Below are 20,917 nucleotides of genomic sequence, written 5' to 3'. Positions count from 1 at the left end.
CCCGCCGTCAGGGGGCGCCGCGGCGGAATCAGTACCAGCCGACGGACTGGGAGTGGGCCCACGCCTCACAGGGAGTGCCGTAGCGGCCCTTGATGTAGTCGATGCCCCAGGCGATCTGCGTGGCCGGGTTGGTCTGCCAGTCGTCGCCGTGGGTGGCCATCTTGTCGCCCGGCAGGGACTGCGGGATGCCGTAGGCGCCCGAACTGGGGTTCTGCGCGCTGGGGTTCCAGTTGCTCTCCTTCTGCCACAGGGGCTCGAGGCAGTCGTGGAACTCGCTGGCGGCCCAGCCCTGGTCGGTGACCATCTGGAGGGCGATGCCCTTGGGGTCGCCGGTGAAGACGGGAGTCTCCTCCTCTTCCTCTTCTTCCTCCTCCTCGATGTCGCTTCCCTCGACCTGGGCCGTCAGGACCCCTTCGGTGAGGGCCGCGTCACGCTGCTCCTGAGCCTGGCTGCGCCGGGTCTGGAGTTCTTCCTGGGACAACTGCTCGGAGAAGAACTGCTCCTCCCCGGCTTCGGTGTCGGCGGCGGGTTCCTCGGCCTCCGGAATGGCGGCGCTGGCCACAGTGTCCGGATCGATCTCGTCATCCGCGAACGCGGTGACGGCGAAGGTCGCACCCGCGACGAGGGTCGCCGCACCGACCGCCGCCGTACTGCGCAGCGACATTCGGTTGATTAGCACGATTGCCTTTTCCAAGAGGGGGTTATTGGCAGGGAAAGCCCTATTAATACCAGTTGTTGGCCTGAGAGTGGGACCAGGCGCCGCAGGGGTTTCCGTAGCGGTCCTTGATGTAGTCGATGCCCCAGGCGATCTGCGTGGCCGGGTTGGTCCGCCAGTCCGATCCGTGGGAGGCCATCTTGTCGCCCGGCAGCGACTGCGGGATGCCGTAGGCGCCCGAACTGGGGTTCTCGGCCGTGTGGTTCCAGTTGCTCTCCTTCTCCCACAGCGGCTCCAGGCAGTCGTGGAACTCGCTGGCGGCCCAGCCCTCGTCCAGGACCATCTGGAGCGCGATGCCCTTGGGGTCGCCGGAGGGGGCCGATCCGGCGGACCCGCCGCCGGAGGAGTCGGAACCGCCGGAGGTGTCGGCCTCGGGCTCCTCCTCGGGTTCGGGCTCGGGCTCGGCGATGTCGCTGGCCGTCCCGCTGTCGGCGCGGACGGCCTCGTCGACGGCCGCCCTGGCCTGCTCCATGCTCTCCTCGCGCTGGGTCTGGCGCTCCTGGTCGCTCTGCTCGGTCTGCGCGGCGAAGAAGTCCTCGGGCCGGTCGGACCCGCCGTCGCCGCCCGCCGCCGACTGCTGGTCGGGGACCACCGCGGCGGAGGCTAGCTGGCTCGGGTCGGCCGCGTCGCTCTGGGCGAACGCGGCGACCGAGAAGGTGCCGCCGGCGACGAGGGTCGCGGCGCCGACGGCGCCCGCATGTCGCAGTGAGATGAGGTTGAGTAGCAAAATCGCCCTTTCGCGTAGACGCACACGCGCCCCACGGGGTCCGCGTGTGTGAGAGTTCGCCGCCGCTGACCACGTGGCCCGGGGTGTTGCGCGCGAGGGAAGGGGTAGCCGTTCGACCGACCGCGGCGCGGGTTCCCACGTGGGAGGGGATGTTCGTGCAGCGGGTTCAGCCTGCATCATCGTCACGATGAAGTAACGCCAGATTTACTATGTCTTGGATCACATCACGGAATGCATCCGCGATGCGGTGCTTTGACCTGCATGTCGACACGCAGAGTCAAGGAGAGGTCAAGCCCTCCCGGGGCTGTGGCGGGGGTCTCCGCACATCCCGAAGCGAGACGGAGGTCACCGGGAACGGTGTTCCTGAGTACCCGTACGGATGTGCGCGGGCGGCCGCGGGGGCCAGGATGGCGCCATGAACGTCCACGGATCCCCGCCGTCCCCCGCGGACCCACGGCTCAGGTGCCCGGACTGCCGCGCCCCGCTCCACGCGCCGCCCCGGAACTGCCGGCGGTGCGGGCTCCTGCTCGTCGGCGCCACCGCCCAGCGCCTGTGGCACATCGACACCGAGATCGCGCTGCTCAACAGCCGCGAGCGGCACCTGCGCGAGGAGCGCGCCGCCGTCGTGGCACTGCTGCGCGAGGAGTCGGGCCGGGGCGCGCCCCCGGCTCGGCCCGTTCCCGGCTCCGCGGACGGGGAGCCGCCGCGGGTTCCGGGGCGGGCTTCCGGTCACGCGCCGGAACCGGCCGTCCCGCCCGGTGTCGTGCCCCCCGGCGGGCAGGCAGCCCACGCGCACGGGCGGTCCCCGGCCGGGGCGGTGTCCGGCTCGCAGGCGCCGGTCGGGCAGAACCCCTGCGCACAGGCCCCGGCCGGGCGGGTACCGACTGGGCAGCCGCAGTCCCCACGGCTTGCGTCCGGGCCGCCCGGGGAGGTCACCCGCCGCTCGGCGCAGAACGTCGTCCTCGGGCTGGGCGGCGTGCTCGTCGGCATCGCGGCCCTGGTCTTCGCCATCTGGACGTGGAGCGACATGGGCACCGGCGCCCGCGCCGGGGTCCTCGGCCTCACCACGGCCGCCTTCGCCGTCCTGGCCCTGCCGCTGCACCGGCGCGGTCTCAGGGCGACCGCGGAGACCTTCGGCTGCCTGGCCGCCGCGCTGCTGTGCGTCGACGCCCTCGCGCTGTGGCTGCTGGCGTCGGAGCAGATCGGGAGCGGTTCCGCCTACACCGCGGTCGCGCTGGTCGTCATCGGCGCACTGCTGGCGTCCTATCCGCTGCTCGTGCCGCTGCGGACGCCGCGCGTCCTGGCCGTCCTGCTCCTGCAACCGGTGCCCGTCCTGCTGGTGGCGGCGTCCGACTCCCCCGGCCTCTGGTCCTGGGCGCTGCCCGTCCTGGCCGCGACCGGGCTCGCCGACCTGCTCCTGGCGCTCTGGTTCGGACGGCCCCGCGCGGGCGTCCCCGTGCGCGCCCTCCGGGTCAGCGCGACCGTGCTGTGGGGGCTGACCACGGTCCTGGCGCTGCTGTACACGGCGTTCGCCCTCGCCGCCTCCGCCGCGGGCGCCGACCGCGTCGGAGCCTGGTGGTTCGTGGCCGCCGTCCTGCTGCTGTCGGGCGTGACCGGTCTGCTGCTGGCCCGGAACCCGCTGCGCCGGGTCCCGGCGGGTCCCGGTCCGGTGGGCGGCCCGGGCGGCCCTGCGGCGACGGGCGGCGCGGACGGCGCGGGAGCCTCCCGGGTCCCGGCGGTCATCGCCCTGCTGGTCCTGGGGGCGGCCCCGCTGGCCGCCGGGCCCGCGCACCTGCCCGCGCTGCCCCGGGCGCCCCTGCTCCCGTGGGACAGCGGCCCCGCGACCGCACCGGTGTCCAGCGTGCTGGGTCTGCCGACGACGGCCCCCGCGGACGCCGGGCTCCCGCTGCTCGCCGTGCTCGTCTGCGCCGCGCTCTCCCTGGGCGCGGTGTTCCTGCTGCGCCGCCGGGCGCTGGTGCCCGCCGCCGCCCTGACCGCTCCTCCGGCGCTGCTGACGGCCGTGCACCTGCTGGACCCGCCGCACGCGGCGGCGGTGGTGTGCGCCCTCCTGGTCGGCGCCGCGCTGGTCCTGGCCACAACCCCGGCGCCGCGTCGGCCCGGCTCCTGGGTGCCCGCGCTCACCGGAACCCTGACCCTGCTCACCGGTGGCCTGTGGTCTCTTCCGGACCAGTACACCTCCCTGGCCGCCCTCGTGTTCGTGGAAGCGACCGTCCTGGTCGCGCTGCTCCTGTACGCCCGATCCGGCCGCCCCGCGGCGCTCTACGCGACGGGCCTGCTCCTGTGGGCGCTGGCGCTGCTGACCGGCGCGTTCTTCGGGCTCGGCCTCGTGATCTCGGACACCGTGCCGCCTGCGGCGTGGTGGCTGCTGGCCGCCTGCGCGCTGCTGGCCGGGGCGAACGCGGTGGTGCTCGGTCGGACCCCCCTCCCGTCCGCGCACGGTGCCGGGGGCGACCCCCGGCCGGTCTTCACCGCGGTCGGCCTGCTCCTGCTCGCATCCGCCCCGCTGCTGGTCGGGCGCGGGCACGGCCCCGGCCTGCCGCTGCTGTCCGGCGCGTACGGGCCGTGGACGGCGCCCGTGCGGGCGCTGGGCGACCCGGCCCACACCGTTCTGGGGCTGCACGGCGTGGCGGGCCCGGCGGAGGCCTTCGGCACGGCGGCCGGGATGCTGCTGGCCGGTGCGGCGGCGGTGGCCCTGGTCGCCCTGCTCGACCGAGGGCGGACGGCGGCCGCGGCGGTTCTCGCCGCGCCGCCCTCGCTCGTCGGGCTGCCCCTGGTCCTGGACGCGCCGTTCCTCGGCGCCCTGCTGTGGGTGTTCGCGGTGGGTTCGGCCCTGGCACTGTGGTCGGCGCTGACCCGCAGCGGGCGGCTCGGCCGGCTGGCGGGGCTGACCGCCCTCCTCACCCTGCTGCTCGGCGCGGGCTGGGCGCTGGTCCAGGCGCACGCGACCACGGGCGCCCTGATGGGGGTCGCGGTGGTCGCCGCGGTGGTCGCGGCCCTGGCCCGGACCGCCGTCGCGGCGGTCGGCGCCACGGCGGTGGCGACGGCGGCGACGGGCGGGTTCGCGCTGGCGCTGCCCCTGCTGCTGGGGGCTCCGGTGGAGTACGCGGCGCTGGCGCCGATCGCGATGGTCGCCGCGGTGGCCGTGGCCGCGCCGCGCCTGCGCGGACCGCTGCTACCGGCGACGGAGGTCCCCGCCTGGGTGTGGGCGGCGGTCTCACTGGGCGTCACCGCGGCGGCGGGGGCGCGGCCGGAACTGGTCGCGCTGGCGCTGGCGGTGGTCGGGGTCGTCGCGCTGGCGACCGCCGCACGGCCCGGGCGGCGCTGGTTCGCGCCGGTGGGCGCGCTGCTGATGCTGGCGGCGCTGTGGACGGTGCTCTCGGCGTGGGACGTGGCCGTGCCCGAGGCGTACACGGTGCCGCCCGCCCTCGCGGCGCTGGCCGTGGGCTGGGAGTGGAGCCGCAGGGCGGCCGTACCGCCGTCGAGCTGGGCCGCCCACGGCGGGGGCCTGGCGCTGCTGTTCCTGCCCACCGTCGTGCTGGTGCTGGCGGAGGACGGCATGGTGTGGCGGGTGCCCGCCGTGCTCGTGCTGGGCCTCGCGGTGACCGTGTGGGGGCTGCGCGGACGGCTCCAGGCGGCCCTGGTGACGGGCGGGCTGGTGCTGGTGGCGACCTCGCTGAGAGCGTTCGGGCCGCCCCTGTGGGACCTGACCCGCCTGGTGCCGAACTGGGTGCCGTTCGCCGTGGCGGGTGTGCTGCTGCTGGTGATCGGCACCCGCTACGAGGCGAGCCTGGAACGGCTGAGGCGCCTGGGCCGCCTGGTGGCGGGGATGCGCTGAGAGACCCGACCGCGCCCGTGGAACGCGGGCCGACGGCCCGGGGCACAGCGCGTCCCGGGTGGTGCGTCGGAGAGGGGCCCCGGCCCCGGCTAGGGCGGCGGGGCCGGTGTGGAGCGTCCGGCGCACCCTGCGCCGGGCGTCCGGTGGCCGTGCGGCGGCCCGCCACCACGGGGCGGCGGGCCCGTCACACCGACGGGCCCGCCGCGGTACCGCGTCAGTTCTCCAGCATCTCCGTGACCAGGGCGGCGATCGGCGACCGCTCGGACCGGGTCAGGGTGACGTGCGCGAACAGGGGGTGGCCCTTGAGCTTCTCGATCACCGCGACCACACCGTCGTGGCGGCCCACGCGCAGGTTGTCGCGCTGGGCGATGTCGTGGGTGAGCACCACCCGCGAGTTCTGGCCGAGGCGGGAGAGCACGGTGAGCAGGACGTTGCGCTCCAGGGATTGGGCCTCGTCCACGATCACGAACGCGTCGTGCAGCGACCGGCCGCGGATGTGGGTGAGCGGGAGGACCTCCAGCATCCCCCGGTCCACGATCTCCTCGATGACCTCCTCGCTGGTCACCGCGGACAGGGTGTCGTGCACCGCCTGGCCCCACGGGGTCATCTTGTCGTTCTCGGTCCCGGGCAGGTAGCCCAGCTCCTGGCCGCCGACCGCGTACAGCGGCCGGAACACCATCACCTTGCGGTGCTGGCGGCGCTCCAGAACGGCCTCCAGACCGGCGCACAGCGCCAGCGCCGACTTGCCGGTGCCCGCGCGCCCGCCCAGGGAGACGATGCCCACGTCGGGGTCGGTGAGCAGGTCCAGGGCGACGCGCTGCTCGGCGCTGCGGCCGTGCAGACCGAACACGTCGCGGTCGCCGCGCACCAGCCTCACCGACTTGTCGGGCTGGACCCGGCCGAGCGCCTTGCCCCGCTCGGAGACCAGCACCAGTCCGGTGTGGCAGGGGAGGTCCCGGGCCGCCTCGATGTCGCTCTCGCCGCTGGTGAACAGCTCGCCGATCTGGTGCGCGGGCACGTCCAGCTCGGCCATGCCCGTCCAGCCGTGCTCGATGGCCAGTTCGGCCCGGTACTCGTCGGCGGCCAGCCCGATGGAGGACGCCTTGATCCGCATCGGAAGGTCCTTGCTCACCAGCACGACGTCCCCGCCCTCCTCCTGGAGGTTGCGGGCCACCGTGAGGATCCGGGTGTCGTTGTCGCCGAGCCGGAAGCCCGCCGGCAGGATCCGCGGATCGCTGTGGTTGAGTTCCACCCGCAGCGTGCCGCCGAGGTCGTTCACCGGTACCGGGACGTCCAGACGGCCGTGGGCGACCCGGAGGTCGTCCAGGCGGCGCAGCGCGTGACGAGCGAAGTACCCGAGCTCGGGGTGGTGACGCTTGCTCTCCAGTTCGGTGATCACCACCACGGGGATGACGACCTCGTGCTCGGCGAACCGGCTCAGGGCGGCCGGGTCGGCGAGCAGGACACTGGTGTCGAGCACGTAGACGCGTGCGTCCTGGCCTACCTCCGTACGGGGGTCGGGGGACTGGGTGTCACGGCGATCGGTCGAGGAACTAGCCACTCGTTCTCCCCTTGGGCACCGCTGGGGCGCCCTACTGTCACGGGATCATGGAGGACCGGGACCTGGCCCGCGAGGGCCGGGTCCGGCCCTCCTCGTTGACGTTCCGCGATGGCGGAGGAGATCAATGAGACGGGGCCTCCCGAACGGGTGGACGAACGCCACCCGCTACTCCCGACGCTACGCGTCCGTGCTCCCGTTTCCAAGGGACCTCTCCCTCCGCGCGGTGAACTCCGCGTTAAGGGGTCGGGTTCGGGGGGATCAGGATCCGTAGCGGCGGTTGCGCGCGCCGTACGAGCGCAGTGCACGCAGGAAGTCCACCCTGCGGAAGGCAGGCCAGTAGACCTCGCAGAAGTAGAACTCCGAGTGCACGCTCTGCCACAGCATGAAGCCGGACAGGCGCTGCTCCCCCGACGTGCGGATGAGCAGGTCGGGGTCGGGCTGACCGCGCGTGTAGAGATGCCGTGCGATGTCCTCGATGTCCAGGCGCTCGGCAAGCTCCTGGATACCGGTGCCCTTGGCCGCCTCCGCTTGGAGGAGGGACCGAACCGCATCAGCGATCTCACGTCTACCTCCATACCCGACGGCGACGTTGACAACCAGCCCGGGGTTACCGGATGTGGCCGTCTCCGCCTCCTTGAGAGCCTGGGCGGTGGACGCGGGCAGGATGTCGAGGGCCCCCACGGGGCGCGTGTTCCACCCCTCCTCGCGAAGCCGGGCGATGGTCTGCTCGATGATGCGCACCAGCGGGCCCAGCTCGGACTCGTCCCGGCTGAGGTTGTCGGTGGACAGCATCCAGAGTGTGACCACCTGCACGCCGACCTCGTCGCACCAGCGCAGCAGTTCGAAGATCTTGTTCGCGCCCGCCTGGTGGCCCTGCTCGGCCGCGCCGAGCCCGCTCACCTTGGCCCAGCGGCGGTTGCCGTCCATGGCGACACCGACGTGGCGGGGGATCTCCTGACTGGTCAGCCGACGCTCCAGGCGCCGCTCGTAGAGCCAGTACAGGGGGTCACGAAGCCCCATTGGCGAAACCTCTCAGAGCTGGATCTGGAACAGCACACCGCTGGAAAGGATGTGCCGACGGGGATTCCTCCAGCGTAGTTCGCCCGAAGGGGGCTACGTCACGGCCAGGGACTTGCGCACGTGCTTGCGCCCCTGGTGGATGCGGGACTTGACGGTGCCCAGGGCCAGGTTGAGCTCGGAGGCGATCTCGTTGTAGTCCATCTGGCACAGGTCGCGCAGGACCAGGGGGGCCACCAGGTTGGGGCGGTCCTTCTCCAGCTGGTCGAGGGCCTCCAGCAGGTCGATGCGGGAGCCGGCGATGACGCTGGTGGTGCGGGGGTCGCTCTGGTGGGGCATGCGCTCGGCCTCGGTGGGGAACTCCGCCGAGCGCCGCTTCATGGAGCGGTAGGTCTGCCGGGCGGAGTTGGACACCACGGTGTACAGCCACGTGGTGAACAGGGAGTCGCCCTTGAAGCTGTCGATCTTGCGCGCCACGCGCAGCAGCGCGTCCTGGCACGCCTCCTCGGCGTCCTGCCGGTAGGGCAGGAAGCGGGCGCAGCGGCGCAGCACCTCGGGCTGGATCCGCCGGAGCAGGTCGTCCAGGGCCATGGCGTCCCCGGCCTTGGCCCGGCGCGCGAGGTCCTCCAGCTCCTCGTCGACGTTGCTCGCCACCCGGCGCCGGGGCGCGGGGCTCTCCTCGTGGTCTGCGTGGTCACTACTGCGCATGTCTGGTCTCTCCCTGACTGACGGCAGACATCCGGCCGTCCGCTGCGGACGCGGGTGCGCCCTTGCGTTCGAGGGTCACACGTCACTGGGACGTCTACGGCCCCGGTCCGGATCCGCACTCGCGAAAAATCGTCGCCCTCGCCGCCGCGCACTGCGCGGAGCCCTTCGGGCCTCCTCCAGTGTCCACGGCCGGAGGGGATCGGCGCCACCCGGAGAGGGGATCATACCGGCGGGAGGCAATGTGAAGGTACAGATGGTGTATTAGTGGGCAACGACCGCGTGTTCACCCCTGACAGACCGAGGCGGAGATGAGCCAACCTGAGGCCTTCGGGCGCTACCGCGTCATCCGGCGCCTTGGGTCGGGTTCCTTCGCCACGGTCTGGTTGGCGCAGGACGACCTGCTGAACTACTCGGTGGCCATCAAGGTACTCGCCGAGAACTGGGCGCACCAGATGGACATCCAGCACCGCTTCCTGGAGGAGGCGCGCATCCTGCGCCAGACCGACTCCACCTGGCTGGTGGCGGTGCACGACGTGGACGTGCTCCCCGACGGCCGGCCCTACATGGTGATGACCTACGCCGACCAGGGCAGCGTCGCCGACCTCGTCCACCGGGGCACACTGCCCCTGGACGAGGCCCTGCGGCTGCTGACCGAGATCGGCCAGGGCATCACGGTGCTGCACAACCACGGCACGATCCACCGCGACATCAAGCCGTCGAACGTGCTGCTCCAGTCGTCGCCCGTGGGGCAGAGGGTGCTGGTGGCGGACCTGGGGTTCGCCAAGTCGATCGACGAGGCGTCGGGGTTCACCGCGGCGGCCGGGACCCCCGGCTACATGTCCCCCGAGCAGAGCATTCCCGGCGGCGACCTGGACGTCCGGTCGGACGTGTACTCGCTGGGCGCGGTGGCCTACGAGCTCATCACCGGCCGCCCGCCCTCGCGCCCGCCGGTGAAGGTCGCCCCTGGCCAGATCCGGCCAGGTCTGCCCCCCGCGCTCGACGAGCTCATCCTGTCGGCGCTTTCGGTGGACCGGGAAAGCCGTCCGGCGGACGCCAAAACCTTCACCGACCGGGTCAGAACCATCCGTATGGCGCCCGACCTGCCCAAGGCGGCCGTGCCGTGGTGGCAGCGGTTCCGCATGCCCTGGCGCCGGGCGGCGGCCCTGGCGGGGGCGCTGGTGCTGACAGGAGCCGGCCTCTCGGGGTCCCTGGGCAGGCCGGGGGTGTCCCTGACCACCGTGCACGACGCCGCGCAGGGGATCTACCTGGAGGTGCCGTCGGTGTGGGCCCACGAGATCCACACCGCACAGGAGGCCCTCCCCGCGGCGGCCGAGGCCGGGGCGGGACCGGGGCTGCTGGTGGCGACCGACGCCGAGGGCTGGGACTCCACCCGGGAGACGGCCTACGGTGTGTACGCGACCGTGGTGAGCGGCCCCGCCGACCTGAGCGGGATCGCCGGCGCCGAGCCGTGCGGAGACCCTCCCGAGGAGCGCCCGCTGGACACCGGCGCCTGGGAGGGCACGGTGTGGGACTGGCCCGAGTGCCACGGCAACGGATCGCTGAGCAGCGCCGCCGTGCACGAGCCGGGCGAGCCCACGACCGTGTACATGGAGATCCGCCAGCCGGGCTACCGGCCCGACCTGGTGGACCGGATCATCGCCGGTACGCACCTGGGTTAGGGCGTGTTTCTTGGACCTCCGCTTCGTCCCACCCGCCACCCACCACCGCCCTCAACGGACGCCTGCGGCGCGGTTCCCCCACGGGAACCCGCTTCCGCCACCTCCAGAACCCCGTGGACGCCCGAACCGACCCCCCACGGGCTGAGGGCCGGTTCAAAAAACAGTTCCCATGACCCTGGCGGCGGCACCCGTCAGGCCAGCAGCTGCTCCCGCAGGTCCTCGGGCGAGGTGACCGGGAGCTTGCACACGAAGCCCTCGCACACGTAGGCGGTCGGTCGCCCGCCCACCGGCGCGCGGTCGCGCAGCAGCGGCACCCCGCCGTCGTCGCGGCCGTCGCCGCGCGAGAGCACGGTGCCCAGCGGCGCCCAGACCAGCGCGGCGCGCACCAGCTCCGCGGTCCCGGGGTCGTCGGGGTCGCCCACCACCGCGACGGCGCGCGGCCCGGCCAGGAGGGCCTCGCCGGTGGCCAGACCCCATCCGGCGAACCGGGCGGCCTTCTCCGCCAGCACCGCCACCGGGGACAGCGCCTCCTCGGCGGCCGTGCGGTGGCGCTCGGAGCCGGTCAGCGCGGCGTAGGTGAGCAGCGCGGACGCAGCCGCCGACCGGCCGGACGGCGTGACGTTGTCGGTGGGGTCCTGGGGGCGGTTGAAGAGGCGCTCGGCGTCGTCGGCGGTGTCGTAGAACCCGCCGGAGCCGTCGCCGAAGCGCTCCAGGACGGTGTCCAGCAGGCGCCCGGCCTCGTGCGCGTAGCGCGCCTCCCCGGTCACGCCGTGCAGGGCGAGCAGCCCCTCGGCGACGTCGGCGTAGTCCTCCAGCACCCCGGCGCTGGTGCCCACGCGCCCGTCCCTGGAGGTGCGGACCAGGCGCCCGTCCCGCAGGTGCACGCGCAGCAGCAGGTCCGCGGTCCCACGGGCGGCCTCCACCAGGTCGGGCCGCTCCAGCAGCACCCCGGCCTCGGCCAGCGCGGCGACCGCCAGGCCGTTCCAGGCTGCCACCACCTTGTCGTCGCGCGCGGGGGCGACCCGCTCGGCGCGGGCCGCCAGCAGGGCCTCGCGGACCCGCTGGTAGCGCCAGGCGTCGGCGGGCGGGACGGGCAGTTGGAGCACGGAGGCGCCGCGCTCGAAGGTGCCCTCCTCGGTCACGCCGAACACCTCGGCGGCGAAGGCGGCGTCCTCCTCGCCCAGGACCTCACTCAGCTGGGCGGGCGTCCACACGTAGTAGGTGCCCTCCTCGCCCTCGCTGTCGGCGTCCAGCGCGGAGGCGAACCCGCCCTCGGGCGTGCGCAGGTCGCGCAGCATCCAGTCGGCGGTCTCCCCGGCGATCCGGCGCAGCAGGGCGTGGGTGGCGGCGTCGGAGACCCCCGGCCCCGAGGGGCGGCGGCCCATCCGGGCGTAGGCGCGCAGCAGCAGGGCGTTGTCGTAGAGCATCTTCTCGAAGTGCGGCACGGTCCACTCGCGGTCCACCGAGTAACGGGCGAAACCGCCGCCGAGCTGGTCGTACATGCCGCCCTGCGCCATGGCGAGGGCGGTGCCGCTGGCCATGAGCCAGGCGGGCGTGGACTCGTCCGCGCTCCGCAGGGGCCGGGTGCGCTCGTCCTGCGCGGTGAGGAAGGAGAGCAGCATCGACGGCGGGAACTTGGGCGCGGTGCCGAAACCGCCGTGGGCGCTGTCGTAGTCGCGCACCAGCGCGCGGACGGCCAGGTCGAGCCGGTCCGCGGAGGGCGGCGGCGCGGCGGCCAGGGTGGGCGGGCCGCTGAGCGCCTCCACCACGCGCGCGCCCTGGCCGACCAGCTCGGAGCGCTGGTCCCGCCAGGCGTCGGCCACGCCCCGCAGCAGGCGCTGGAAGTGCTCGCGCGGGAAGTAGGTGCCGCAGTAGAACGGGGCGCCGTCGGGGGTGGTGAACACGGTCATGGGCCAGCCTCCCTGGCCGGTCATGGCCTGGGTCGCCTCCATGTAGACGGCGTCGACGTCGGGGCGCTCCTCGCGGTCCACCTTGACGTTGACGAAGAGGCTGTTCATCAGGGCCGCGGTCGCCTCGTCCTCGAAGGACTCGTGGGCCATCACGTGGCACCAGTGGCAGGCGGCGTAACCGACGGAGACGAGGAGGGGCACGTCGCGCCGACGCGCCTCGGCCAGGGCCTCCTCACCCCAGGGCCACCACTCCACGGGGTTGTCGGCGTGCTGCAACAGGTAGGGGCTGGTCGCGTCGCTCAGGCGGTTGGACATGCCCCCACTGTGCCACCCGCGGCCGCGGGGCGTCGCGCACCCGCCGGAGCGGGGTCCGCGGCACGGAGGCCGACGGGGCGTCCGTGGCCTCCGCCACCCGGGGCGGTGGGATGCCGCGCACCCGCCGGAGCGGGACGCGTGCCACCGCCCGGGAGGAGGTTGCGCGCCCGACCGGCGGACGCGGGAGCGCCCCGAGGCGTCCGGTCCGAACGGTGGGCCCGGACACGCCTTCCCGCTGGGGCAGGGCGGGGGCGTCTCCTCAGGTCCGCGGAGCGGTGTCCTCGGCGGGGACCTGCGCCGCGTCGGCCGACCCGCCGTCGTCGGAGACCGCGGTCCTCGCGCCGAAGTCGTCGTCCTTGGGCAGGGCGCGGAGCTTGCCCATGAGACTGCGCATGAGGAAGTACAGTCCGACGCCGATGACGAAGATGACGAGGAAGCCGAGCACGCCGGGGGTCACGGTGTCCCTGTCGAGCTGGAAGTCGCCCGCCAGCACCGTCGCGGACGTGAGAAGGGTGTTCATACCACTCATACTCTCACTGCTTCTCGGACACCCGCGAAGAGGTCCTTCTCCGGGACCTCGGTGTCCACCAGCGAGCGCACCAGGTGGTAGTCCTCACTCGGCCAGGCCTCCGCGACGACCTCGTTGGGCACGGCGAACCAGAACCCGTTGGGGTCCACCTGGGTGGCGTGCGCCTTGAGCGCCTCGTCGGCGACGTCGAAGTACTCGCTGCAGTGCACGCGCGTGGTGATCTCCCAGCGGGGGCGGTCGCGGTCCGCGATCCGCTTCATCCACTCCTCGAAGGGGTTCTCCAGGCCGCGCGCGGCCAGCACGTCGGCCAGGGCCTCGAACCGCTCGGGCGGGAAGGAGACGAAGTAGTACAGCTTGAGCGGCTGCCAGGGGTCGCCCGCGTCCGGGTAGGCGTCGGGGTCGCCCGCGGTGTCGAAGGCGTGCATCGACACCTTGTGGGTCATGATGTGGTCGGGGTGCGGGTAACCGCCGTTCTCGTCGTAGGTGAGGATGACGTGCGGCCGGAACCTGCGGATGGACTCCACGAGGGGCGCGGCGCCCTCCTCCACCGGGAGGGTGGCGAAACAGCCCTCGGGCAGGGGCGGCAGCGGGTCGCCCTCGGGCAGGCCGGAGTCGACGAAACCGGCGAACTCCTGCTGGACGCCGAGGATCTCCCTGGCCCGCTCCATCTCCTCTCGGCGCACCTGTGCGATGTTCTCGCGGATGTCGGGACGCTCCATCGCGGGGTTGAGGATGTCGCCGCGCTCGCCACCGGTCATGGTGACAACGAGCACGTCGACGCCCTCCTCCACGTAGCGGGCCATGGTGGCCGCGCCCTTGCTGGACTCGTCATCGGGGTGGGCATGAACGGCCATGAGCCGCAGGCGCTCGGACAACGAAGGGTCTCCTTGACTCGGTGGACGGACGCGGGGGCGCGGCCGTCCGGCTCCCCCGGTACACAGGCTCGGACGACTTCCGCGCGGGGCGCGTGGGGAGGCTGTCAGGTCGGGGATATCTTAGACAACACCGTCCCCTTGTTCGGAGATTCCCGATGCAGCCGACCCCGGAGGAAGACGCCGTGAAGAGCGCCGAAGCCACGGCCGACACAGCGGCCGACTCCTCGGCCAGTACCGCTCCCGCGCTGCGCAAGCGCCACGGGAACGGACCGGTCTTCTTCGTCATCGCCACCCTCTTCGCGGTGACGTGCGCGGTCGGCTGGGGCTACTCCGTGATGAACTTCAGCGGTCTGGGCGGCGGCGTGTACCACCAGGTCATCACCTTCTCGGCGCCCACGCCCGAGGAGGCCACCATCAGTTACGAGGTGAACAGCAGGAGCGGCGCCGAGTGCCTGATCGTGGCGCTGGACGAACAGCTCGTCGAGGTGGGCCAGACGCGTTCCGAGGCCGAGGCCGGGAACCGGATGGTCACCACGACCGTTGAGACGGTTCGTCAGGCCGCCACGGTAGAAGTGGCCTCGTGCAGGGAACAAGGTTCGCAGGACTGATCCACCGAGCCCCTTAGCCCGGCTCCGGAGGCACCGCCGAACCGCGGGAACCCGTGTGTCACGACGCACGGTGATATTCTCGTAAGTTCAGCTCTGGCCGCCTGGTGGCCTTTGCTACTAGTACACAAGGAGTTCCCGTGACCCAGACCCGCGATGACAACGTCACCTGGCTCACCCAGGAGGCGTACGACCGGCTCAAGTCCGAGCTGGACCACCTGTCGGGGAGTGGGCGCATCGAGATCGCGGAGAAGATCGAGGCGGCCCGGGAAGAGGGCGACCTCAAGGAGAACGGCGGCTACCACGCCGCCAAGGAGGAGCAGGGCAAGATGGAGGCCCGCATCCTCCAGCTCACCGAGATCCTGCGCACCGCGCGGGTCGGCGAGGCGCCCCACACCGAGGGCGTGGTCGGCCCCGGCATGACCGTCACCGTCAAGTTCGACGGGGACGACGACGAGGTCACCTTCCTGCTCGCCTCCCGCGAGGAGAGCGGCTCCCCCATCGACGTGTACTCGCCCAGGTCACCGCTGGGCTCCGCCATCAACGGCAAGCGCGTGGGGGAGAACGTCAGCTACACGCTGCCCAACGGCAAGAGCCTGGGCGTCGAGATCATCGACGCCGTGCCCTACACCGGCATGTAGCGGCGGTTCGGCGATCACGGGGGCGGTGTCCTACCGCCCCCGCCGCACACGCGAAGGGGCGCCCCCGGCCGGGGGCGCCCCTTCGCGTGTGCGGCGGGGGATCCTCCGGAGGGTTCCCCGCGTCGTAGTCTCGAAGCACACTCCCGCGGCGGCTTCCCCGGCCGCCGGTCCGACCAACCGAGGGATTCCCTGCCGACATGTCCTCGCCCCACTGGAACCCCCAGGAACCCCGTCCCGGCGCTTACCCGCCCCCGAACGGGGGGTGGGGTCCCGGCGGCCCCGTGCCCGGCCAGGGCGCGCCCCCTCCGGGCGCCGGATGGGGCCTGCCGGGGCAGGGCCTGCCGGGGCAGAGCGCGTTCCCGGGTCCGGTGCCGGGCCCGTTCCCGGCGCCGGCGCCGGAGATGGCCACGTTCGGCCGCCGCCTGGCCGCCCGCGCCATCGACTACGTCCTCGTGGTGATCGCCGCGGTCGCGTTCTTCATCCTGATGGCCTTCGTGACGGTGATCCTGACCGGCAGCGACCAGACCACCGACGCCGAGGGCACCCTGTGGGCGCTGCTGTTCGTGTTCGGGTGGGGTCTGCTGCTGTTCTTCTACGACTGGCTGTACCTGGTCACCTGGGGGCGCACGCTCGGCAAGATGATGGTGGGAATCAAGGTGGTCGACGCCGCCGACGGCGGCGGGCTCGGCCAGGGGCAGGCGATGGGCCGCTCCGCGTTCTTCGGCTTCCCGCAGTCCCTGCCGGTCGTGGGCCACATCTTCACGCTGGCCGAGTCCATGGCGGCGCTCGGCGGCGAGAAGCGGGCCCTGCACGACCGGGTCGCCGGAACCGTGGTCATCCGCACCTGAGACGCCCGCCGCCGGGTGCGCCGCAGGGTTGTCCACAGGCGGGAACTCCCCCTGTCGGCGCGGGCCAGCCGGGGCCTAGCGTGGTAAAGGGGGGTCCCCACCCCGTCCGCTCCGTGCTGCCCGCACACCGCCGACGCGCCGTCCCACGGCTCCGCGCCGGCCCGGAGCACGCGCCCGCCTCACGGCTCCGCACAGGCCGGGGCGCCCGCCCCGCCGTCGGCGAACACGGCCGGGACGTAGTCGCCCTCCCCGATCCGGTACCAGGCGCGACTCGTCCCGAACGTCCCCGCCATCGCGTCGCCGACGGCCTGACAGGCCACGTCGACGTTGGCGCTGTGCGCGGCCAGGCCCACCGGCTCGTACTCCAGCCCCGGACCCCCGCGCACGACCACGGGGTGCCGCTGGTCGGCCGCGGTGATCAGCGCGCGCCTGCGGTACTCGCCGGTCCACAGGTAGTCGACCCGCACCCACCCGTTGGTGGGCAGCTCCAGCCCCTGCCGGAACGCGCCGTCGGCCAGGTCGATGCCCGCCGGGTTGCGCACCCGCCGCCCGAACCCGTCGAGACCGCCGTTGTGCCCCAGCGTGTAGGCCGCCTGCGCCTGCGGGCGCCCCCGCTCCAGGTCGGGCCAGGTCTCGCGTTCGGCGTTCCAGTGGTCGTCCCTGGTGTTCCAGGGCCCCACGTCCCACACCGGCAGGTAGGCGCAGCGCGACCGGTGGTCCTCGGTGTCGCCCCGCCCCTCGGGGCCCAGGGCGCCGGTGGTGCACACCCGCACGGTGTACTCGCCGCCGCCCCGGACCGCCAGGCCCCGGCGCGAGGGCAGGGCGGCGAAGTGGTCGTTCTCGCGGATCCGGTGGCCGTTGGCGGTGGTGTTGCCGACCAGGCCGATACGGGTGGCGAAGAGGGTGGCTGAGAACGGCTCGGCGCGGTCTTCGTGGTCGCCGGAGTCGTCGGGACCCGAGGGGTCGGTGGGGGGTTCGGGGCCTCCCGGTGCGGAGGGGCCGGGGGGAGCGCCGGAGCTTCCCGGTTCCACCGGTTCCGAGGGGCCGGTGGGGGCGGCCGGAGCAGTCGGCGCGGTCGCGTTGCCGCCCTGCCCGTCGTCGGGCTCCCCGGTACCGCCCTCCTGGGGCGGCTCCCCGTCCTCCTCCAGCGGGCGGATCCGCAGGCCCGTGAGGCCGGTCCCCTCCCCGCTGACCCGCACCCGCAGCTGCACGCGCGCGACCTCGTGCGGCAGCGTCACCCGCCCGTCCCCGACGGGGTGCCACTCGGTCCACGCCCCGTCGGCCCGACCGCCGCGCAGCTCGGTGTCCACCTCCCCGGGGTCGCCTTCCGTTCGCACCCGCACGTCCACGGTGTCAGCCGGGGCCTCCAGCGGCTGCGGCGGGAAGACCGCCAGGCCGCCGTGCCGGGGCTCCGGCTCCCACCGGGCCACGATCCCGTCCGCGTAGCCCGCGTCGCCGTCCAGGCGCAGCGCTCCGGACTCCAGGACCAGGCCGATCCGGTCGGCGGAGCCCGGTTCCTGGCGCAGCCAGCCCTCCTCCGCGAACGCCGGGGCCGGGGGCAGGGGCGCGAGGAGCACGAGGGCGGCCAGGGACGCCAGGGTCTTCGCGGTGCTTCTGGCGCGCTCGCGCCTCGTGTGGGACATTTCCGCCCTGCCAAACACGTGGAGTTACCAAGATGGACACTCCCAGTAAGCAATCCGTCGCGAAAGCACTCAAGTAGCTCGTGTCGGGTGTCGGTCTCATAGCGGTAAAAGTCCGACTCGGGAACACGGTGGAGCCTGTGCCGGGACCGGGCGCGGCCCGGCTCCCGGTGGCGGCGGACACGGCCCCTGCTCCCCCGCACCGGCCGCACGGCCGGTGCGGGGGAGCAGGCGTTCTAGGCGAAGGCCAGCAGGCAGGCGGTGAACCCGTGCACGTGGTTGACCCCGCCGACCGGGCCGATCTCGCCCGCGGCGAAGAACCCGGCGACGGCGTCGACGCCGAGGACGCGGTGGACGGCCAGGACGTCGTGGTCGGACTGCGGGAAGAGGGAGGATCCGCGGCCGTTGCAGGAGAAGAGCAGACCGGCGCCGACGGGGTGCTCGGCGCCGAAGTCGCTGAGGCGGCGGGCCAGGTCCTCGTCCGCGGTACCGGCGTCGCGGACCTGGAAGCGGACGGTCTGGCCGACCTCGACCATGTCGTCGACGGTGAGGGCGCCCAGTTCGGGGTCGGCTCCGGCCAGGGTGCGGATGAGGAAGTCGCCCTGCTCGTGGCGGTCCACGTACTCGTCCATGGCGATGCCGATGTGCAGGCCGTGCTCGGCGAGTTCACGGTCCTCCTCGGAGAGGGACTCGACCAGCTCCTCCAGCTTCTCGTAGGCGTTGGTGCCCGCGAGTTCGAGCAGGAGGTTGCCCTCGGCCTTGGTGACGGTCATGGGCGAGCCGATGGGGCGGCAGCCCTGGCTCACGACGGTGCCGAGGACGTTCTCGCCGCCGACGAGGACGCCGATGGCGCCGTGCTCGGCCACCTCGCCGTCGCAGAAGAGCCGCACCGACTCCTCGCCGCGCATGCCGTCGGCCATGCCGCCGACGAGGGGCAGGCCGCCGAGGGCCTCGGTGGACTCGCGGACGAAGGCCTGGGTGGGGAACTCGTAGGGATTGGTGAGCAGGATGGCCACGCTGTCGCGGGGGCCGGGCTCCTGCATGCCGATGACGGCCAGGTGGTCGTCCTCGACCACGGTGTCCAGCCGGAACGGGGTGATCTCCACGCCGGGCAGACCGGCGCACCACACGCTGACCGAGCCCTGGCCCTCGACGCTGCGGCCGCCGCCGATGACCCCGGTGGAACTGCACCCGAGGGTGGCCGCGTCACCCGCCAACTCCATGACGCGCTTGCCCGCGAGGGTGACCTCCTCGGGGTCGGCGCCGCAGACGAAGAAGCACACCAGGTCGGTAGGGCCGTCCACCTGTTCCAGGGCGCTCAGTACGGCGCGCTCGGCCGCGTTCACGAGGTCCGCCCCCGTCGTCAGTGCATCGCCGAACCGTGCCACCAGCTGCCACCCCCGGTTTCGCCGGCCGTCGCGGCCGGACGCAGGACTCCACCGTCACGTCCCATTCTTCCACCTCGGCGTCGAACAGGAGGTTTTCCGGTGAACGGACACGGACTCCGGCAGCGGTGCGGCGTGCGGGCAGCACGGTGCGGCCGGAGCCCCTGGGCCCCCTTGTATCCAGGAAACAGCACGCCAATCCCGGAAACCAGACGCTCCTTGACGGCTGTGGATAAGTTCGTGGGGTGAGCACCCTCCCCGAACCCCCCTCCCCCACCCCGCCCCCGCTACCGCGCACCCGCGCGGACCTGCGCGAATCCGGGCACGTCCACCGGCCGGTCGCCGCCGAGGTGCGGGAGAACCTGCTGCGGCGGATGGGCTCGGGACAACCCCGCTTCCCCGGGGTGCACGGGTTCGACACCACCGTGCTGCCGCAGGTGGAGCGGGCCCTGCTGGCCGGACACGACATCGTCCTGCTGGGCGAGCGCGGCCAGGGCAAGACCCGGCTGATCCGGACCCTGGCGACCCTGCTGGACGAGTGGTCCCCGGCGGTGGCCGGGTGCCCGGTCAACGACCACCCCTACGCGCCGGTCTGCCCGGCCTGCGTGCGCCGTTCGGCGCGGGAGGGCGACGGGCTGCCGGTCGTGTGGCGGCACCGCTCGGAGCGCTACGGCGAGAAGCTGGGCACGCCCGACACCGGCGTGGGCGAGCTGGTCGGCGACGTGGACCCGGCGCGCCTGGCGCAGGGGCGCTCCCTGGGCGATCCCGAGACCATCCACTACGGCCTGGTGCCGCGGGCCAACCGGGGCGTGTTCTGCGTCAACGAGCTGCCCGACCTGCCCGCGCGGGCCCAGGTGGCGCTGTTCAACGTGCTGGAGGAGCGCGACATCCAGGTGCGCGGCTACAACCTGCGGCTGCCGCTGGACCTGCTGCTGGTGGCGAGCGCGAACCCGGAGGACTACACGAGCCGGGGGCGCATCGTCACCCCGCTCAAGGACCGCTTCGGCGCGCAGGTGCGCACCCACTACCCGCTGACCCTGGCCGACGAACTGGCGCTCGTCCGCCAGGAGGCGGCCCTGCCCGAGGGCACGACGGTGCCCTCGCACCTGCTGGAGGCCGTGGCCCGCTTCACCCGACTGGTGCGCGCCTCCAAGAAGGTGGACGCCCGTTCCGGGGTGTCGGTGCGCTTCTCGGTGTCCGCGGCCGAGACGGTGGCGGCGTCGGCGCTGCGCCGGGCGGCCCTGAGCGGCGAGGAGGTCCCGGTGGCCCGGGTGTGCGACCTGCCCGCCGCGGTGGAGCCGCTGCTCGGCAAGGTCGAGTTCGAGATGGGCTGCGAGGGCCGCGAGGCGGAGATCCTGCACGCGCTGCTGCGCCGGGCGGTGGCGGAGGTGTTCCGCGAACGACTGGGGACGGCGGACCTGTCCGAGCTCGCCGACCGCTTCTCGGGCGGTGGCACGGTGGAGACCGGCGACCTGGTGGGCGCCGCCGAGCTGCTGCGGCGGGTGGGCGCGGTGCCGGGGCTCGCGACGATGATCGGGCACGCGGCGCCCGAGGACGAGGACGGCCCGCCGACCCCGGGGCTGGCCGCCGCGGTGGTGGAGTTCGCGCTGGAGGGCCTGTACCTGGAGCGCCGCCTGTCCAAGGACGAGCTTCCCGACGGAGGGGTCTACCGCTTCTAGGCCGTTTCCAGGCGGTGTTTTTCTGAACCTCCGCTCCGCTTCGGTCCGTCCTCGGCCCCCCGGAGGGCGGGGACCTCGCCGACCCCCAGCGGCACAGGAGGACGTTTTCGGGCACGGCCGTGCGTCGGGGCCCGCTCGGACACGGCCGTTCGGTGGTCGGCTCGCCCGGCACAGGACTGCCGGTCCCCGGATCGGGAAGGTAGCCGGTGCGCGTGCGCGGGACGAGC

16 protein-coding genes are annotated in these 20,917 nt (G+C 73.4%); 6 read left to right on the top strand and 10 right to left on the bottom strand.

Annotation, left to right across the window (positions count from 1 at the left end):
• Positions 1–28: 28 nt before the first annotated feature.
• Entirely contained in the window at positions 29–664 is a 636-nt protein-coding gene (locus AC0VX6_RS04075) for an aggregation-promoting factor C-terminal-like domain-containing protein (RefSeq protein ID WP_274978044.1), read from the bottom strand.
• Between the two features lie 58 nt (positions 665–722).
• Positions 723–1,442, bottom strand: a complete 720-nt coding sequence (locus tag AC0VX6_RS04070) for an aggregation-promoting factor C-terminal-like domain-containing protein (RefSeq protein ID WP_475467405.1) — start codon at positions 1,440–1,442, stop codon at positions 723–725.
• Between the two features lie 415 nt (positions 1,443–1,857).
• Here AC0VX6_RS04070 and AC0VX6_RS04065 point away from each other — a divergent pair, with 415 nt between their 5' ends.
• The gene (locus AC0VX6_RS04065; RefSeq protein ID WP_475467404.1) at positions 1,858–5,298 is read left to right on the top strand and encodes an SCO7613 C-terminal domain-containing membrane protein; all 3,441 of its coding nucleotides are present in this window, start codon (positions 1,858–1,860) and stop codon (positions 5,296–5,298) included.
• Between the two features lie 214 nt (positions 5,299–5,512).
• Here AC0VX6_RS04065 and AC0VX6_RS04060 read toward each other — a convergent pair whose 3' ends face one another.
• From AC0VX6_RS04060 to AC0VX6_RS04050, 3 genes are all read right to left on the bottom strand, one after another.
• A complete protein-coding gene (locus AC0VX6_RS04060) occupies positions 5,513–6,859 on the bottom strand; it encodes a PhoH family protein (RefSeq protein ID WP_475467403.1) in 1,347 nt (448 codons plus the stop codon).
• Between the two features lie 258 nt (positions 6,860–7,117).
• Positions 7,118–7,879, bottom strand: coding sequence for an isoprenyl transferase (locus tag AC0VX6_RS04055; protein WP_013151159.1), 762 nt, complete (start codon positions 7,877–7,879; stop codon positions 7,118–7,120).
• Positions 7,880–7,972: 93 nt separating this feature from the next.
• The gene (locus tag AC0VX6_RS04050; RefSeq protein WP_212641485.1) at positions 7,973–8,584 is read right to left on the bottom strand and encodes an RNA polymerase sigma factor; all 612 of its coding nucleotides are present in this window, start codon (positions 8,582–8,584) and stop codon (positions 7,973–7,975) included.
• A 308-nt stretch (positions 8,585–8,892) separates the two neighbouring features.
• On the opposite strand from AC0VX6_RS04050, the gene AC0VX6_RS04045 reads away from it, so the two are divergent.
• The gene (locus tag AC0VX6_RS04045) at positions 8,893–10,263 is read left to right on the top strand and encodes a serine/threonine-protein kinase (protein WP_274976253.1); all 1,371 of its coding nucleotides are present in this window, start codon (positions 8,893–8,895) and stop codon (positions 10,261–10,263) included.
• Between the two features lie 191 nt (positions 10,264–10,454).
• Here AC0VX6_RS04045 and AC0VX6_RS04040 read toward each other — a convergent pair whose 3' ends face one another.
• The 3 genes from AC0VX6_RS04040 to mca form a co-directional block, all read right to left on the bottom strand.
• Complete coding sequence (locus tag AC0VX6_RS04040; RefSeq protein ID WP_475467402.1) at positions 10,455–12,488, bottom strand: thioredoxin domain-containing protein; 2,034 nt, start codon at positions 12,486–12,488, stop codon at positions 10,455–10,457.
• 259 nt (positions 12,489–12,747) lie between these two features.
• On the bottom strand, positions 12,748–13,008 hold the full coding sequence (locus AC0VX6_RS04035) for a hypothetical protein (RefSeq protein ID WP_475467401.1): 261 nt from the start codon (positions 13,006–13,008) through the stop codon (positions 12,748–12,750).
• A 5-nt stretch (positions 13,009–13,013) separates the two neighbouring features.
• Positions 13,014–13,892 carry a mycothiol conjugate amidase Mca gene (mca, locus tag AC0VX6_RS04030; protein ID WP_212641489.1) on the bottom strand — a complete coding sequence of 293 codons (879 nt, stop codon included), beginning with the start codon at positions 13,890–13,892 and terminating at the stop codon, positions 13,014–13,016.
• A gap of 155 nt (positions 13,893–14,047) precedes the next feature.
• Here mca and AC0VX6_RS04025 point away from each other — a divergent pair, with 155 nt between their 5' ends.
• The 3 genes from AC0VX6_RS04025 (at position 14,048) to AC0VX6_RS04015 (ending at position 15,986) form a co-directional block, all read left to right on the top strand.
• The gene (locus tag AC0VX6_RS04025; protein WP_047867853.1) at positions 14,048–14,500 is read left to right on the top strand and encodes a DUF4307 domain-containing protein; all 453 of its coding nucleotides are present in this window, start codon (positions 14,048–14,050) and stop codon (positions 14,498–14,500) included.
• Positions 14,501–14,637: 137 nt separating this feature from the next.
• A complete protein-coding gene (gene greA / locus AC0VX6_RS04020) occupies positions 14,638–15,138 on the top strand; it encodes a transcription elongation factor GreA (protein WP_013151152.1) in 501 nt (166 codons plus the stop codon).
• 401 nt (positions 15,139–15,539) lie between these two features.
• The gene (locus AC0VX6_RS04015) at positions 15,540–15,986 is read left to right on the top strand and encodes an RDD family protein (RefSeq protein ID WP_274976250.1); all 447 of its coding nucleotides are present in this window, start codon (positions 15,540–15,542) and stop codon (positions 15,984–15,986) included.
• A 179-nt stretch (positions 15,987–16,165) separates the two neighbouring features.
• Here the strand turns inward: AC0VX6_RS04015 and AC0VX6_RS04010 are convergent, their stop codons facing one another.
• Together AC0VX6_RS04010 and AC0VX6_RS04005 are read right to left on the bottom strand one after the other, a co-directional pair.
• Positions 16,166–17,629 carry a hypothetical protein gene (locus AC0VX6_RS04010; RefSeq protein WP_274976249.1) on the bottom strand — a complete coding sequence of 488 codons (1,464 nt, stop codon included), beginning with the start codon at positions 17,627–17,629 and terminating at the stop codon, positions 16,166–16,168.
• Positions 17,630–17,862: 233 nt separating this feature from the next.
• Positions 17,863–19,014, bottom strand: coding sequence for an FIST signal transduction protein (locus AC0VX6_RS04005; protein WP_274976248.1), 1,152 nt, complete (start codon positions 19,012–19,014; stop codon positions 17,863–17,865).
• 242 nt (positions 19,015–19,256) lie between these two features.
• On the opposite strand from AC0VX6_RS04005, the gene AC0VX6_RS04000 reads away from it, so the two are divergent.
• Positions 19,257–20,690 carry a sigma 54-interacting transcriptional regulator gene (locus tag AC0VX6_RS04000; RefSeq protein ID WP_274976247.1) on the top strand — a complete coding sequence of 478 codons (1,434 nt, stop codon included), beginning with the start codon at positions 19,257–19,259 and terminating at the stop codon, positions 20,688–20,690.
• Positions 20,691–20,917 lie beyond the last annotated feature (227 nt).

This window comes from Nocardiopsis sp. iso_25, from assembly GCF_056173305.1.
This window is presented reverse-complemented; position numbering and strand designations above follow the sequence as displayed.

What these genes read in the sequence shown, in the direction of transcription:
- AC0VX6_RS04075 (WP_274978044.1), bottom strand. Translation starts at nt 664, where the DNA reads ATGTCGCTGCGCAGTACGGCGGCGGTCGGTGCGGCGACCCTCGTCGCG.
- AC0VX6_RS04065 (WP_475467404.1), top strand. Translation starts at nt 1,858, where the DNA reads ATGAACGTCCACGGATCCCCGCCGTCCCCCGCGGACCCACGGCTCAGG.
- AC0VX6_RS04055 (WP_013151159.1), bottom strand. Translation starts at nt 7,879, where the DNA reads ATGGGGCTTCGTGACCCCCTGTACTGGCTCTACGAGCGGCGCCTGGAG.
- AC0VX6_RS04050 (WP_212641485.1), bottom strand. Translation starts at nt 8,584, where the DNA reads ATGCGCAGTAGTGACCACGCAGACCACGAGGAGAGCCCCGCGCCCCGG.
- AC0VX6_RS04045 (WP_274976253.1), top strand. Translation starts at nt 8,893, where the DNA reads ATGAGCCAACCTGAGGCCTTCGGGCGCTACCGCGTCATCCGGCGCCTT.
- AC0VX6_RS04040 (WP_475467402.1), bottom strand. Translation starts at nt 12,488, where the DNA reads ATGTCCAACCGCCTGAGCGACGCGACCAGCCCCTACCTGTTGCAGCAC.
- AC0VX6_RS04035 (WP_475467401.1), bottom strand. Translation starts at nt 13,008, where the DNA reads ATGAACACCCTTCTCACGTCCGCGACGGTGCTGGCGGGCGACTTCCAG.
- AC0VX6_RS04025 (WP_047867853.1), top strand. Translation starts at nt 14,048, where the DNA reads ATGCAGCCGACCCCGGAGGAAGACGCCGTGAAGAGCGCCGAAGCCACG.
- AC0VX6_RS04015 (WP_274976250.1), top strand. Translation starts at nt 15,540, where the DNA reads ATGGCCACGTTCGGCCGCCGCCTGGCCGCCCGCGCCATCGACTACGTC.
- AC0VX6_RS04010 (WP_274976249.1), bottom strand. Translation starts at nt 17,629, where the DNA reads ATGTCCCACACGAGGCGCGAGCGCGCCAGAAGCACCGCGAAGACCCTG.